We start from the raw sequence: 13,292 nt of genomic DNA, 5'->3' as shown, positions 1-13,292 counted from the left end.
GGCGGCTGGCTCATCAGCGGTGATAGGGGTGGCCGACCATCAGCGTCCAGGCGCGATAGAGCTGTTCGGCCAGCAGGATGCGCACCAGCGGGTGGGGCAGGGTCAGCGGCGAGAGCGACCAGCGCAGGTCGGCGGCGGCGGAGAGCCCCGGCTCGAGGCCATCGGGGCCGCCCACCAGCAGCGCCACGTCCCGGCCTTCCAGGCGCCAGGCCTCTGCCTGCTCGGCGAGCTGCTCGGTGCTCCAGGCCTTGCCGCCCACCTCCAGGGCCACCACCTGCTCGTCGCCGCGCAGGCGGGCCCGTATCCGCTCGGCCTCCAGGGCCATGGCCCGCGGGATATCGGCATTCTTGCCACGCTGGCCCGGGGCGATCTCCTCCACCTCCAGGGCGAAGTCCCGGGGGAGCCGCTTGCGGTACTCCTCGACCCCCTGGGTCACCCAGGACGGCATGCGGGTCCCCACCGCCAGCAGGCGGACTCTCATGCCCCGCGGACCTCGCCCTCGTCGCGCCGGGCGGCGCGGTCGGCATCGCTGGGCAGGTCGGCCCACAGGCGCTCCAGATCGTAGAGCTGGCGGGTCTCGGGCAGCATCACATGCACCACGACATCCCCCAGGTCCACCAGCACCCAGTCGGCGCCGTTCTCGCCCTCGACGCCCAGCGGCTGCACGCCGGCCTGCTTGGCCTTCTCGACCACGCTGGCCGCCAGGGCCGCCACGTGGCGGGTGGAGGTACCGCTGGCGACCACCATCAGGTCGGTCACGCTGGTCAGCGTCGAGACATCCAGCTGGGCGATGTCCTTGGCCTTGAGATCCTCCAGGGCGTCCACCACCAGAGTCTTGAGTGCGTCAATATGCATAGGGTCTTCTGTCTGAATGTCGTTGAACCGCCATTGTAACGCCTTGACCGCCGGCTGGCAGCGCTCGTTCCCGGCCTTTCTGCCATCGCCACACGGCGCGGGCTGTCCCGGCGGCAGGCCTGCGAGGGGGAGCATGGCCATGATCAGTCTCGATAGAGCCCTTGGTCGAGCAGGTGGCGCTCCACGGCCTCGGGCAGCAGATAGCGCACGCTGCGGCCCTCGGCCAGGCGGCGGCGCACCTCGGTGGCGGAGATCGCCATGCGCGAGGGCAGGCTGAGGCGCAGCAGCCCGCCGGCGGGGCTCGCCATGAGCGTGTCGGCATCGCCGACCTCGCGCCCGGCGATCAGGGCGTCCAGTGCGGCGGGCAGCGGCGCCTCGAAGTCGGGGCGGTCGACCACCACCAGGTGGGCCAGGGCAAACAGCCGCTCGGGGTCGCGCCACTCCGCCAGGCGCAGGAAGGCATCGTGGCCCAGCGCCATCACCAGGCGCGCCTCGGCCCCGAACTCTTCCCGCAGCGAGGCGAGGGTGTCGGCGCTCCAGGAGGGGCCCTCGCGGTGCAGCTCACGGGGGTCGGCCACCAGGCCCGGCGTATCGCCGATGCCGAGCCGCAACAGGGTCAGGCGGGTCTCCGGGGAGACCCGCGGCTCGCCGCGCAGTGGCGGCACGCTGGCGGGGATCATGTGCACGCGATCCAGCGCCAGGGCCTCGCGGAGCTCCACGGCGCTGCGCAGGTGGCCGAGATGCACCGGGTCGAAGGTTCCGCCGAGCATGGCGATGCGCGGCGCGGCGGGCGCATCCTCGACCCGGGCCGGCAGGCCCGGGGCGTGCGGGGTCACTGGCGGACCTGGCCGTCGCCGAGCACCACGTACTTGCGGGTGGTCAGCCCCTCGAGGCCCACCGGCCCGCGGGCGTGGAGCTTGTCGGTGGAGATGCCGATCTCGGCGCCCAGGCCGTACTCGAAGCCGTCGGCGAAGCGGGTGGAGGCGTTGACCATCACCGAGCTGGAGTCCACCTCGGCCAGGAAGCGCCTCGCCAGGCCATAGCTCTCGGTGACGATGGCATCGGTGTGGTGGGAGCCGTGGCGCTCGATATGCGCGATGGCCGCGTCCATGCCGTCGACCACTCGGATCGCCAGCACCGGCGCGAGGTACTCGGCGTCCCAGTCCTCCTCGGTGGCCACGGCACACCCGGGCAGGATCGCCCGGGTACGCTCGCAGCCGCGCAGCTCCACGCCGTGCTCGCCATAGGCGGCGGCCAGCCGCGGCAGCAGGGCCTCGGCCACCGGGGCGTCGATCAGCAGGGTCTCCATGGTGTTGCAGGTACCGTAGCGGTGGGTCTTGGCATTGACCGCGATGGCCAGGGCCTTGTCGAGGTCCGCGGTGGCGTCCACGTAGACGTGGCAGACCCCGTCGAGGTGCTTGATCACCGGCACCCGGGCCTCCCGGGCGATGCGCTCGATCAGCGACTTGCCGCCGCGGGGGATGATCACGTCGACATACTCGGGCATGGCGATCAGCCGGCCGACCGCGGCCCGGTCGGTGGTGGCCACCACCTGCACCGCGGCCTCGGGCAGGCCCGCATCGGCGAGGCCGGCGCGGATGCAGGCGGCGATGGCGGCGTTGGACTCTCGCGCCTCGGAGCCGCCGCGCAGGATCGCCGCATTGCCGGACTTGAGGCAGAGGCTGGCGGCCTCCAGGGTCACGTTGGGCCGTGATTCATAGATGATGCCGATCACTCCGAGCGGCACCCGCATCTGCCCCACCTGGATGCCGCTGGGCCGCGCGCGCAGCCCGTCGATCTCGCCCACCGGGTCCGGCAGCGTGGCCACCTGGGAGAGCCCCTCGACCATGGCGTCGAGGCGCGCCTCGTTGAGCGCCAGGCGGTCGAGCAGTGCGGCGTCCAGCCCGCTCTCGCGGCCGCGAGCCAGGTCACGCTCGTTGGCGGCCAGCACTTCGGCGCGGGCCGCCTGGAGCCGCTCGGCCATGGCCAGCAGGGCGGCGTTCTTGGCCGCGGTCGGGGTGCGACGCATCGCCGTCGCGGCGGCGCGGGCGGCCTGCCCCAGCCGGGTCATGTAGGCCTCGATGTCGCGGGTGTCGACAGCGCCGACGGCCTCGGCGCCGGTTCGGGTGACTTGAGCTGTCATGCCGAAGGGTGTCTCCTGTGGGCGTGGCCGCCGACGGCGGCCAGGGCGTTATACTGGGTGGGGTCGGGACCAGCGGATGTCGGGAAGGGAGTCATAGTAAGCCACCATGCAGAGCAAGTACAAAGTCGGCCTGCTGCGCCTCAACCTGATGGTCGCGGCCCTGCTGCCGGCCCTGATGGCCCCCGCCTCGTCCACCCTGACCGAGGCCCTGCTGCTGTGGCTGGCGGCCGCCTGGCTGGGCATCAGCGCGGCGCTGGTGGAGTTCAGCCACCGCCGGCCGGCGCTGGTGCCCTGGCAGCTGCTGCCGAGCGTGCTGCTGGCCGCCCTGCTGTGGAGCGCGCCGGAGCGCCACCCGCTGTGGCTGTGGGCCTGGGCCGCGCTGATCATGCTGCCCCAGCCGGCCTGGATGGCGGCGCTCAACGCCCTGCTGGCCGGCCTGACCTGGGGCTGGCTGGCCCGGACGATGCCGCTGGAGCACGCGGTGGTCTCGGGGCTGCTGCTGGCGGCCATGATGCTGCTCGGGCTGTCCCGCGCCCGCGACCTGCAGCCGCTGCGCGGCCTGGCCCGGCGGCGCCTGCACCTGATCCCCGGGCTGCGGCTGTGGCCCCGGGCCCAGCTGGCCCGCGACCTCACCCGCGAGCGGGCCCGGGCACAGCGCGACGGCGTGCACTGCGAGCTGCTGCTGCTGCGCACCTCGCGTCAGGACCTCTGGCCCCGGGCCCAGCGCCTCTGCGAGCTGACGCGCAGCTTCGAGCACTGCTATCGCCTCGACAGCCGCACCCTCGGCGCACTGCTGCTCAGCCGTGATCCCGCCCAGGCCGTCCAGCGCCGACGGGCACTGCTCGACGGGCTGGGGCCCTGCGACCGACTGCGTGCCGTTCCGCTCGGCCGGATCGCCTCCCTGGGCGAGGAGTGCCGCGCCCTGCAGCGCCAGCCCGACCCGATGACCGTGGTGCACGAGGTGGACCATGGATGAGTTCCGCCACGCCCGGCTGCATGCCCTGATCTATCTCATGGGCGCCCTGCTGCTGCTCGGCCTGGCGCTGTGGTGCTACCTGATGGGCGACTTCGCCCGTATCCTGCTGCCGGCCCTGCTGGCCCCGCTGATGGTCACCGCCGCCCTGATGCGCCTGGGCCAGCCGGAGACCGCCCGGCTGTCGGCCTACCTGGTGCTGATCGGCGGCTACCTGATGATCGCCGTGGAGCTGCCGCAGCAGCCGGACCAGGCGGCGCTCTGGCTGGGGCTGCCGCCGCTGCTGACCCTGCTGCTGCTGCCGCTGGGGCCGGCGATGCTGCTCAACGTCACCCTCACCCCGATCTGGCTGCTGCTGGGCGACAGCCAGCTCGGCCTCGACCTGCTGCTGGCCTACCTCGCCCTGGTCGTGGTGGCGGGCCTGGCCCCCTGGGAGATCCTCCATCAGCGGGCCCTGCTGCAGGCCACCGACCCCGTCGATGCCGAGTGCTCGGCCCTCAAGCGCGCCCCGCTGGAGGCCCGGCTGCTGAGCGAGTGCGAGCGTGCCGAGCTGCTGGGCCAGCGGCTGGCGGTGCTGGTGATCCACCTGCCCCAGCTGGAGATGGCCGGCGAGCAGTTCGGGACGCACGCGCGCCAGGCCCTGCTCGCCGCCCTGTGTCGCATCGTGGAACAGCACAGCCGGGACCACGACCTGCTCGGCCGGCAGGGCGAGGCCGACTTCTGGCTGGTGCTGCCCGACACCAGCGACAACGGTGCCCTGCTGGTCCGCCAGCGCATCGAGGAGGCCCTGCACCGCACGGTCCTGCTGGATACCGGCGCGGTGGAGACGCGCATGATGATCAGCCACCTGCGGCCCGGGGAGACGCCCGACCACTTCCTCCAGCGGCTGCAGGCCCGCACCCAGCGCCTCGGCGACGCCTGAGACCCGACACCGGAGCCCCGTCTTGAACCTTGCCGACGCCCTCTACCAGCTGACGCCCTCCCCCACCCTGCTGCTGCTGATCATCGCCGCCATCGCCCTGGTCGAGTCCCTGGCCCTGGTAGGGCTGCTGGTGCCGGGGGTGGTACTGATCACCGCCGCCGCCTCCCTGGCCGGCCACCAGGAGCTGGCGCTGCCGGCCATCATCCTCGCCGCCTTCCTGGGCGCGGTGATCGGCGACGGCGCCAGCTTCCTGCTCGGCTATACCCAGCACGAACGCGTTACCCGGCTCTGGCCGCTCTCCCGCCACCCGGAGTGGCTGGCCCGGGGCGCGCGCTTCTTCCAGCGCTACGGCACCCTGTCGGTGTTCTTCGGGCGCTTCGTCGGGCCGGTGCGTCCGGTGGTGCCAATGATCGCCGGCATGCTCAGGATGTCCCCCCGCGCCTTCACCTGGGCCAACCTGGCGTCGGCGGCCCTGTGGGCGCCCGCCTACGTGCTGCCGGGCTACCTGCTCGGCCGCACCTGGCAGCAGCTGCTCGACGTGCCGCCCGGCGTGCAGGCCTGGCTGGTGGCACTGGCCGGCCTGCTGGTGGCGCTGGCGGTGGTGTTCTCCTGGCTGCGCCAGCAGGTCACCCGCACCGGGCGCGTCTACCGACTGCTGGCCATCGGCGCGCGGCGCCATCCGGTGATGCGGCGCCTGTGGCTGGCCCAGAGCGCCCGCGGCCAGGGCGAGGTCCCGCTGGCCAGCTGGCTGCTGCTGGTCCTCACCATGGGCGGCCTCTCGGGCTGGACCCTGCTGGTGATCCACCAGCACGGCCCACTGCCCATGGACCTGGGCCTGCAGGCGCTGTTCGCCGCCCTGGCCACTCCCTGGCTGACCCACCTCGGCGAGGCGCTGGCCCGGGCGGGCGACCGGCTCGGCGTGCTGGCGCTGGTGCTGCCCTGGGCGGGCTGGCTGCTGTGGCGCCGCCACCTGGCGGCCTTCGCCCATCTCGCCGCGGGCCTGGGCGGCATCGCCGCCCTGAACACGCTGGGCAAGGCGCTGGTCGGGCGCGCCCGCCCCGACACCCCGGAGTACCTCGCCGGCTCGCTGGCCTACCCGAGCGGCCATACCTCGACCATGGTGGTGCTGGCCGGCATGGCGGCCGCCTTCGTTGCCCGGGAGCTGCCCCACGCGCAGCGCCACTGGGTCTACTGGGGGGCGATCCTGCTGGTGGTGCCCATGGCACTCTCCCGGCTGGTGATCGGGGTCCACTGGCTCAGCGACCTGGTGGGCGGCGCCCTGCTGGGCCTGGTGGTCTGCGCCCTGGTGCAGCTCGCCTGGCAGGCCAGGCCCCGGGCCCGGCTGGCGCCCTGCCCCTGGGCCTGGCTGACCGCCGGCTCGCTGGCGCTGGTGGCCGCGCGCATCGCCTGGCTGCCGCCCGTCTAGCGCCGCAACCTCTCATCCCAGGGCCAGCCAGATCCCGACGCCGACCATCAGGGTGCCGGCGATGCGGTTGAGCAGGCGCACGTTGCCGTCCTCGCCCAGCACCCGGCGCAGGCCGCGCCCCCCGGCGGCGTAGAGCAGCAGGCAGAGGAACTCGATGGCCAGGATGATCGTGATCAGCACCACCAGCTGGCCGGCGAGGGGCCGCGAGGCCTCGAGGAAGGGGGGCAGCAACGCAACGAAGAAGGCCCAGCCCTTGGGGTTGGCCACCGCCGTGACGAAGCCCTGCAGGGCCAGCTGTCCGCGACCGGCCGGGGCCAGCTCGACCCGCTCCAGGGGAATCGCCATGCGCCCCCGGGAGCGCCACATCATCACGCCGAGATAGCCCAGGTAGACGCCGCCGACCCACTTGAAGAGGGCGAACAGCTCCGGCTGGCGCAGCATCAGGGTGGCCACCCCGGCCCCCGCGGCGGCGGCCACCAGCCCCACCCCGACCAGCTCGCCGGCCATCATCCACAGGGTGCGCCGAACGCCCTGGGTCATGCCCAGCACCATGGAGAGGGTCATGCACATGCCCGGGGTCAGCGACACGAACAGGAAGGTCGGCACGAACACCGACAGCAGGGACAGCTTGATCATCGGCACGGCCTCGTCCGTGAGTCATCGGCAGGGTGGAACGGCAGGAAGCCCGGGGCTCACTCCCCCCAGCGCGGCATGAGCCGGTGCTCGATGCCCAGCTGGTTGAGGATGCGCGCCACGATGAAGTCGACCAGGTCCTCGACCGAGCGCGGCTGGTGGTAGAAGCCCGGCGCGGCCGGCAGGATCACCGCCCCCATGCGCGTCAGCGCCAGCATGTGTTCCAGGTGGATCGCCGAGAAGGGGGTCTCGCGGGGCACCAGGATCAGCCGGCGGCGCTCCTTGAGGGCCACGTCGGCGGCGCGCTCGATCAGGTTGTTGCTGGCCCCCGTGGCCACCGCGGAGAGGGTCCCGGTGGAGCAGGGGCAGATCACCATGGAGGATGGCGCCCCGGAGCCGGAGGCCACCGGCGCCATCCAGTCCTCGCGGCCGAAGCAGCGGACCTGGCCGGGACGGGCGCCGCTGCGCCGGATGAGCGCCTCGGCGAGCCGCTCGGGCCGGGCCGGCAGCTCGACGTCGGTCTCGGTGGTGATCACCAGGTGGGCCGCCTTGGAGATCATCACCCAGACCTCATGGCCGGCCGCCACCAGCGCCTCGATCAGCCGCAGGCCGTACTGGGCACCGGAGGCCCCGGTCAGCGCCACGGTCACCGGGGGATGGAAGTTCGGCGCCTGCCGGGCCTCAGCCATGGGCCACCTCCAGGGCGGCGATCAGCTTGTCGTGGATGCCGCCGAAGCCGCCGTTGGACATCACCACGATGCGATCGAGGGGCCGCGCCTCCTCGACCAGCGCGGCCACCAGGGTCTCGAGGTCCTGCTCGAGGCGCGCCGGCACCGGGCTCGCCTCGAGCAGCGGCGCCAGCGACCAGTCCAGCCCCGGCGGCTGGTACCAGAACGCCGCGTCCGCGGCGGCCACGCTCTCGGCCAGCCGGTCGCGCAGGGTCCCCAGGCGCATGGTGTTGGAGCGCGGCTCGATCACCGCCAGCAGCCGCCCGCGGGCGGTGGCGGCACGCAGCCCCTCCAGGGTGGCGGCGATGGCCGTGGGGTGGTGAGCGAAGTCGTCGATCACCTGGATGCCGGCCACCTCGCCGCGCAGCTCCTGGCGGCGCCGCGGGGTCTCGAAGCGGGCCAGGGCCGCCGCGCCGCGGGCCAGGTCGACCCCGCAGGCATGGGCGGCGGCCAGAGCCGCCAGGCCGTTGCGGGCGTTGTAGGCGCCGGTCAGCGGCCAGTCGACCACGGCATCCTCGTCGACGCTGCCCGCGCCCTCCTGCTGAACGAGTTCCTGGTGGATCACCCGGAAGCGCGAGGCGTCGTCGCGCTCGAGCTCGAGCCGCCAGGGGCTCTCCGCGGCGCTGCCGAAGCGCGCCACCGGGGTCCAGGCCCCCATGGCCAGCACCCGGTCGAGGGCCGGCTCGCCGTCGGCCACCAGCAGCCGCCCCCGGCCGGGCACGGTGCGCACCAGGTGATGAAACTGCCGCTCGATGGCGGCCAGGTCGTCGAAGATGTCGGCGTGGTCGAACTCGAGGTTGCCCAGCACCGCGATCTCAGGGCGGTAGTGCACGAACTTGGAGCGCTTGTCGAAGAAGGCGGTGTCGTACTCGTCGGCTTCCACCACGAAGGGGGCGTCGTGAGCGCCGAGGCGCGCCGAGACGCCGAAGTTGCGCGGCACCCCGCCGATCAGAAAGCCCGGCGAGAGTCCCGCCGACTCCAGCAGCCAGGCGGTCATGCTGGCCGTGGTGGTCTTGCCGTGGGTGCCGGCCACGGCGATCACCCGCCGCCCGGGAAGCACCGCCTCGGCCAGCCACTGGGGGCCGGAGACGTAGGGCAGCCCCAGGTCCAGCACCGCCTCCACCTCGGGGTTGCCCCGCGACAGCGCATTGCCGATCACCACCCGGTCCGGGCGCGGCACGAGGTTGTCCGCCGAGTACCCCTCGCACAGGCTGATGCCGGCCTCCTCGAGCTGGGTGCTCATGGGCGGATAGACATTGGCATCCGAGCCGCTGACCGTGTGGCCCAGCTCGCGGGCCAGCAGCGCCAGGCTGCCCATGAAGGTGCCGCAGATGCCGAGGATATGAAGGTGCATGGAGTCTCTCCGACTGCGTCGTGACGCCGCGGGGCGCGGCTGCGGGGTGTGGCGAGACTAGCATGGCGCCACCGCGGCGCTCCAGCCGGCGGCGTCGCTGCCCGGCCACAGGGAGGCTTGGGCCGGCGGCCCGCGCAGATGCAGCCCCAGGCGCTTTCGGCTAGAATCCCACGACCTTCGTCCCCCCATCCCCCGACCAGACGCGACCAGGAGCAGGAAAGCCCCATGGCCAAGCACAATGCCTTCTACGCCCAGTCCGGCGGCGTCACCGCCGTGATCAATGCCAGCGCCTGCGGCGTGATCGAGGCCTGCCGCCGCCACCCGGACCAGATCGGCAAGGTCTACGCCGGCCACAACGGCATCATCGGTGCCCTCACCGAGGACCTGATCGACGTCAGCCAGGAATCCGACGAGGCCATCGCCGCGCTGCGCCACACGCCGGGCGGTGCCTTCGGCTCCTGCCGCTACAAGCTCAAGGACATCGAGAGCCATCGCGCCCAGTACGAGCGGCTGATCGAGGTGTTCCGCGCCCACGATATCCGCTACTTCTTCTACAATGGCGGCGGCGACAGCGCCGACACCTGCCTCAAGGTCTCCCAGCTCTCCGAGAAGCTCGGCTACCCGCTGACCGCCATCCACGTGCCCAAGACCGTGGACAACGACCTGCCGATCACCGACAACTCCCCGGGCTTCGGCAGCGTGGCCAAGTACATCGCCACCTCCACCCTGGAGGCCTCCCTGGACATCGCCTCCATGTGCGCCACCTCCACCAAGGTGTTCGTGCTCGAGGTGATGGGCCGCCACGCCGGCTGGATCGCCGCTGCCGGCGGCCTCGCCGGCCGGGGCGAGGGCGAGCCGCCCCACCTGGTGATCTTCCCCGAGGTGGCCTTCAATCGCGAGGCGGTGATGGCGCGGGTCGACGAGGCGGTGAAGCAGTACGGCTACTGCGTGATCGTGGTCTCCGAGGGCGCCCGCTACGAGGACGGCACCTTCCTGGCCGACTCCGGCAACACCGATGCCTTCGGCCACCGCCAGCTGGGCGGCGTGGCTCCGACCCTGGCCGGCATGGTCAAGCAGGACCTGGGCTACAAGTACCACTGGGCCGTGGCCGACTACCTGCAGCGGGCCGCCCGCCACCTGGCGTCCAGGACCGACGTGGAGCAGGCCTACGCCGTGGGCGAGAAGGCCGTGGAGCTGGCCATCGAGGGCAAGAACTCCATGATGCCGGCGATCAAGCGGGTCTCCGACAATCCCTACAGCTGGACCATCGAGCCGGCCCCGCTGGCGGAGGTCGCCAACCGCGAGAAGTTCATGCCCCGCGAGTACATCCGCGAGGATGGCTTCGGCATCACCGAGGCCTGCCGCCAGTACCTCTCGCCGCTGATCCAGGGCGAGGACTTTCCGCCCTTCGAGAACGGCCTGCCCAAGGTGGCGCACCTCAAGCTGGCCCGGGTCGAGCGCAAGCTGCCGGAGTTCAAGATCTAGGCGCCGAGCGCCGAGCGCCGAGCGCCGAGCGCCGAGCGCCGAGCGCCGAGCGCCGAGCGCCGAGCGCCGAGCGCCGAGCAGGATGGTATTCGCCGCACAGTAGACGTCTACAAGAAGCCCCGCTGGATTCTCGATCCGACGGGGCTTCTCAGTTTCTTCCTCAACATCTGCCGCCCGTCACCAAGCAGCTTGGCGCTAGGCGCTCGCAGCTGGGCGCTGCCCTATCTCAATAACCAGGAGAGCACCAGCAGCAGCAGCAGGATGCCCGCCACCCCCTGCCAGAAGTGAGCCGTGTCACGCCGCCGGCCGCCCGGTGCGTCACCGCGTTCGGCGCCGGCCGGCTGGCGCAGGGCATGGCGGAATTCCGACATCCGCCGGAAGCGCAGCGAACGCTGGGGATCCAAGGCGCGACGCAGGGCCTCGTCCATCCCCGGGGTCACCTCCGGGTTGCGGGTCCGCGCGCTGCGGTAGACCAGCTGCTCCAGGTCGGTATGGCTGCGCAGCCGATGGGGGGGCAGCTCGTAGGGCAGCTCTCCGGTCAGCAGCCAGTAGACCGTGGAGGCCAGGGAGTACTGGTCGCTGCGCCGGCCGATCTCGTCGTCCAGGGCATACTCCGGCGCGCTGTGCTCGGTGAGCCCCACCTGCCGGGCGAGCTCCCGGGCGGCCTTCTGGTTGCTGCCGTCGCGCATCCGGCAGGCGCTGAAGTCGGTCAGCACCACCTGGCCGTGGCTGTCGATCAGCACGTTGCCGGGATGGATCTGCTGGTGGAGCAGGTCGCGGTGGTGCAGCGCCTGGACCGCCTTGCCGAGCTGGTTGGCGATGTCCAGCCGCTGCACCAGGCTGGCCTGGGGGTGCCGCCGCGCCCACTCGGCCAGGGTCTCCCCCTCCACGTAGGCCATCAGATAGTAGAGGTAGCGGCGCGGCCGCGACGGCTCCATGATGCGCACCACGAAGGGCGACTTGACCCGCTCCACCACCCACTGCTGCAGCAGGAAGTGCTCCAGGTAGGCGTTACGGGTGGAGAGCTCCGGGCTCGGCGCCTTCATCACCATCTCGCGCTCGGTGTGGGCGTCGCGCACCCGGTAGACCCGCGACTGGGCGGTGCGCGACAGCACCGCCTGCACCTCGAGACCATCCAGGCGATCCCCCGGCGAGAGTTCGGGCGGGATCGGCAGGTCGCCGTAGGGGCGTCCCGGCATGTCGGGCTGCTCGTCGGGCAGCTCGTCGATGCGCACCAGCTGGAAGCAGAACTGCTCGGCGCCGTAGCCGCGGGACTGGGCGCGCTGCACCGCCGCCTCGGCCAGGCGGTCGCAGGCGGCGTTGAGGTCGCTGGCATCCTGGCGGATCAGCTGCACGTACTCCGACGGCATCAGGGTGCCGAGCACCGCCTGAGTGGTGAACAGGAAGATGTCGCCCTGCTTGAGCGGCACCTGCACGTAGTCGATGTCGATGCTGACATCCATGCCCAGCGCCCGGGAGGGGTAGCGGTAGCCGCCCAGGTCCGTGACGTGGTCTCGGGTCAGCTGCTCGAACTCGGCGCCGCGCAGGCGGAACACCAGGGTATCGCCCAGGTGGAAGAGGTGGCCCACGCGACAGCGATAGACCATGGCGGAGAGCGACGATACGAAGCTGCCCTCGGCCACGAACTGGCTCTGGCTGTAGCACCAGCCGTTGAGGGCGCGCAGCACCCGGGTGGCCGAGGTCTTGACGTCCCAGTGGTCGGGGGTCGAGTAGTAGTCGGCCAGGAAGCCCCGCACGCTGAGGTCGCCGGCCTGCTTGGCGATGGCGTTGCGCGAGGTGGAGTCACTGATCAGGGCGCTGGCGCCCTTGGCATTGAGCAGCGCCGGCTCCGGAAAGCGCACCGACATGGAACTGCGGTGGTGGCGCCGATCCGGGGCCACAAACGCCTGACCGTAACTCAATGAAAGCTGCGCAGATGCCAAGTCGTTCTCCTCGATCCGAAGCCTCGACGATCGCCACGCCCCCGGCCTGCGGGCGCCGACCGTTCCCTTGGCGGCCCATGATACACTCGTGACGCGATGCCGGGGTGTCAACGAAAGACGCAGAGGTGGCCGACGCCCCTCGGCACCTATGTCGCATTGGTAATCCCCTCGGCGGCTCCGTATAATTCGGCGGATTTTTTCGGCAATCCGATTCGCCAGGCCTGACTTTTTGCCAACCCAAGGAAGCGACGATGAACTTCGACAACATCCCCGCCGGCAAGGACCTCCCCAACGACGTCTACGTGGCGATCGAGATCCCGGCCAACCACGCCCCGATCAAGTACGAGATCGACAAGGACATGGGGGCGCTGCTGGTCGACCGTTTCATGGCCACCCCGATGTTCTACCCGGCCAACTACGGCTTCATCCCGCACACCCTGGCCGACGACGGCGATGCGCTGGACGCCCTGGTGGTCACCCCCTACCCGGTGGCCCCCGGCAGCATCATCCGCGCCCGCCCGGTCGGCATCCTCAACATGACCGACGAGGCCGGTGAGGACGCCAAGCTGGTCTGCGTGCCCCACTCCAAGCTCTCCAGCCTCTACGATGACGTTCAGGAAGTCACCGACCTGCCCGAGCTGCTCCGCCAGCAGATCGCCCACTTCTTCGAGAACTACAAGGATCTCGAGAAGGGCAAGTGGGTGAAGGTGGAGTCCTGGGAAGGCGCCGAGGCCGCCCGCAAGGCCATCGAGAAGGCGGTCGCCGCCCACGAGAAGGCCTGACCGGGCCGCCCTGCGGGGCGGGGTCAGCCAATGACGACGGGCCGCCCT

Annotated in this window: 13 protein-coding genes; 5 read left to right on the top strand and 8 right to left on the bottom strand. The window is 71.7% G+C overall.

What is annotated here, in order from left to right:
• Positions 1-13: 13 nt before the first annotated feature.
• The 4 genes from rlmH to NFC98_RS06290 all read right to left on the bottom strand — a co-directional run bounded on the left by rlmH (position 14) and on the right by NFC98_RS06290 (position 2,998).
• Positions 14-481: a 23S rRNA (pseudouridine(1915)-N(3))-methyltransferase RlmH gene (gene rlmH, locus NFC98_RS06305; protein WP_254277262.1), complete on the bottom strand. Its 468-nt coding sequence runs from the start codon at positions 479-481 to the stop codon at positions 14-16.
• Positions 478-855, bottom strand: coding sequence for a ribosome silencing factor (gene rsfS / locus NFC98_RS06300; RefSeq protein ID WP_254277261.1), 378 nt, complete (start codon positions 853-855; stop codon positions 478-480). Before rsfS ends, rlmH begins: the two co-directional genes overlap by 4 nt.
• Positions 856-998: 143 nt before the next feature.
• A complete protein-coding gene (gene nadD / locus NFC98_RS06295) occupies positions 999-1,625 on the bottom strand; it encodes a nicotinate-nucleotide adenylyltransferase (RefSeq protein ID WP_254277792.1) in 627 nt (208 codons plus the stop codon).
• Between the two features lie 62 nt (positions 1,626-1,687).
• Positions 1,688-2,998: a glutamate-5-semialdehyde dehydrogenase gene (locus NFC98_RS06290; protein ID WP_254277260.1), complete on the bottom strand. Its 1,311-nt coding sequence runs from the start codon at positions 2,996-2,998 to the stop codon at positions 1,688-1,690.
• Between the two features lie 106 nt (positions 2,999-3,104).
• Here NFC98_RS06290 and NFC98_RS06285 point away from each other — a divergent pair, with 106 nt between their 5' ends.
• Genes NFC98_RS06285 through NFC98_RS06275 form a run of 3 tightly spaced genes read left to right on the top strand, consistent with a single transcriptional unit; the run spans position 3,105 to position 6,319 of the window.
• Positions 3,105-3,974 (top strand): hypothetical protein, encoded by an 870-nt coding sequence (locus tag NFC98_RS06285; protein ID WP_254277259.1) that lies wholly within the window; start codon positions 3,105-3,107, stop codon positions 3,972-3,974.
• On the top strand, positions 3,967-4,893 hold the full coding sequence (locus NFC98_RS06280) for a GGDEF domain-containing protein (RefSeq protein ID WP_254277258.1): 927 nt from the start codon (positions 3,967-3,969) through the stop codon (positions 4,891-4,893). Before NFC98_RS06285 ends, NFC98_RS06280 begins: the two co-directional genes overlap by 8 nt.
• A 22-nt stretch (positions 4,894-4,915) precedes the next feature.
• Positions 4,916-6,319 carry a bifunctional DedA family/phosphatase PAP2 family protein gene (locus tag NFC98_RS06275; protein ID WP_254277257.1) on the top strand — a complete coding sequence of 468 codons (1,404 nt, stop codon included), beginning with the start codon at positions 4,916-4,918 and terminating at the stop codon, positions 6,317-6,319.
• 12 nt (positions 6,320-6,331) lie between these two features.
• On the opposite strand, the gene NFC98_RS06270 is transcribed toward NFC98_RS06275, so the two are convergent.
• Genes NFC98_RS06270 through mpl form a run of 3 tightly spaced genes read right to left on the bottom strand, consistent with a single transcriptional unit; the run spans position 6,332 to position 9,034 of the window.
• Positions 6,332-6,955: a LysE family translocator gene (locus NFC98_RS06270; RefSeq protein ID WP_254277256.1), complete on the bottom strand. Its 624-nt coding sequence runs from the start codon at positions 6,953-6,955 to the stop codon at positions 6,332-6,334.
• 56 nt (positions 6,956-7,011) lie between these two features.
• Positions 7,012-7,641: a flavin prenyltransferase UbiX gene (locus NFC98_RS06265; protein WP_254277255.1), complete on the bottom strand. Its 630-nt coding sequence runs from the start codon at positions 7,639-7,641 to the stop codon at positions 7,012-7,014.
• Complete coding sequence (gene mpl, locus NFC98_RS06260; protein WP_254277254.1) at positions 7,634-9,034, bottom strand: UDP-N-acetylmuramate:L-alanyl-gamma-D-glutamyl-meso-diaminopimelate ligase; 1,401 nt, start codon at positions 9,032-9,034, stop codon at positions 7,634-7,636. Before mpl ends, NFC98_RS06265 begins: the two co-directional genes overlap by 8 nt.
• A 225-nt stretch (positions 9,035-9,259) precedes the next feature.
• On the opposite strand from mpl, the gene NFC98_RS06255 reads away from it, so the two are divergent.
• Positions 9,260-10,519, top strand: a complete 1,260-nt coding sequence (locus NFC98_RS06255) for a 6-phosphofructokinase (RefSeq protein WP_254277253.1) — start codon at positions 9,260-9,262, stop codon at positions 10,517-10,519.
• A gap of 221 nt (positions 10,520-10,740) precedes the next feature.
• Here the strand turns inward: NFC98_RS06255 and NFC98_RS06250 are convergent, their stop codons facing one another.
• Entirely contained in the window at positions 10,741-12,462 is a 1,722-nt protein-coding gene (locus NFC98_RS06250; RefSeq protein ID WP_254277252.1) for a bifunctional protein-serine/threonine kinase/phosphatase, read from the bottom strand.
• Positions 12,463-12,713: 251 nt separating this feature from the next.
• On the opposite strand from NFC98_RS06250, the gene ppa reads away from it, so the two are divergent.
• Positions 12,714-13,244 carry an inorganic diphosphatase gene (ppa, locus tag NFC98_RS06245; protein ID WP_183333557.1) on the top strand — a complete coding sequence of 177 codons (531 nt, stop codon included), beginning with the start codon at positions 12,714-12,716 and terminating at the stop codon, positions 13,242-13,244.
• Positions 13,245-13,292 lie beyond the last annotated feature (48 nt).

The sequence above is a fragment of the Halomonas sp. 3H genome (assembly GCF_024206005.1).
Taxonomy (GTDB): domain Bacteria; phylum Pseudomonadota; class Gammaproteobacteria; order Pseudomonadales; family Halomonadaceae; genus Halomonas; species Halomonas campaniensis.
This window is presented reverse-complemented; position numbering and strand designations above follow the sequence as displayed.

Coding starts and splice junctions, on each gene's coding strand:
- NFC98_RS06285 (WP_254277259.1), top strand. CDS start 3,105: ATGCAGAGCAAGTACAAAGTCGGCCTGCTGCGCCTCAACCTGATGGTC.
- NFC98_RS06265 (WP_254277255.1), bottom strand. CDS start 7,641: ATGGCTGAGGCCCGGCAGGCGCCGAACTTCCATCCCCCGGTGACCGTG.
- nadD (WP_254277792.1), bottom strand. CDS start 1,625: ATGCTCGGCGGAACCTTCGACCCGGTGCATCTCGGCCACCTGCGCAGC.
- NFC98_RS06270 (WP_254277256.1), bottom strand. CDS start 6,955: ATGATCAAGCTGTCCCTGCTGTCGGTGTTCGTGCCGACCTTCCTGTTC.
- rlmH (WP_254277262.1), bottom strand. CDS start 481: ATGAGAGTCCGCCTGCTGGCGGTGGGGACCCGCATGCCGTCCTGGGTG.
- NFC98_RS06255 (WP_254277253.1), top strand. CDS start 9,260: ATGGCCAAGCACAATGCCTTCTACGCCCAGTCCGGCGGCGTCACCGCC.
- ppa (WP_183333557.1), top strand. CDS start 12,714: ATGAACTTCGACAACATCCCCGCCGGCAAGGACCTCCCCAACGACGTC.
- NFC98_RS06290 (WP_254277260.1), bottom strand. CDS start 2,998: ATGACAGCTCAAGTCACCCGAACCGGCGCCGAGGCCGTCGGCGCTGTC.
- rsfS (WP_254277261.1), bottom strand. CDS start 855: ATGCATATTGACGCACTCAAGACTCTGGTGGTGGACGCCCTGGAGGAT.
- mpl (WP_254277254.1), bottom strand. CDS start 9,034: ATGCACCTTCATATCCTCGGCATCTGCGGCACCTTCATGGGCAGCCTG.
- NFC98_RS06280 (WP_254277258.1), top strand. CDS start 3,967: ATGGATGAGTTCCGCCACGCCCGGCTGCATGCCCTGATCTATCTCATG.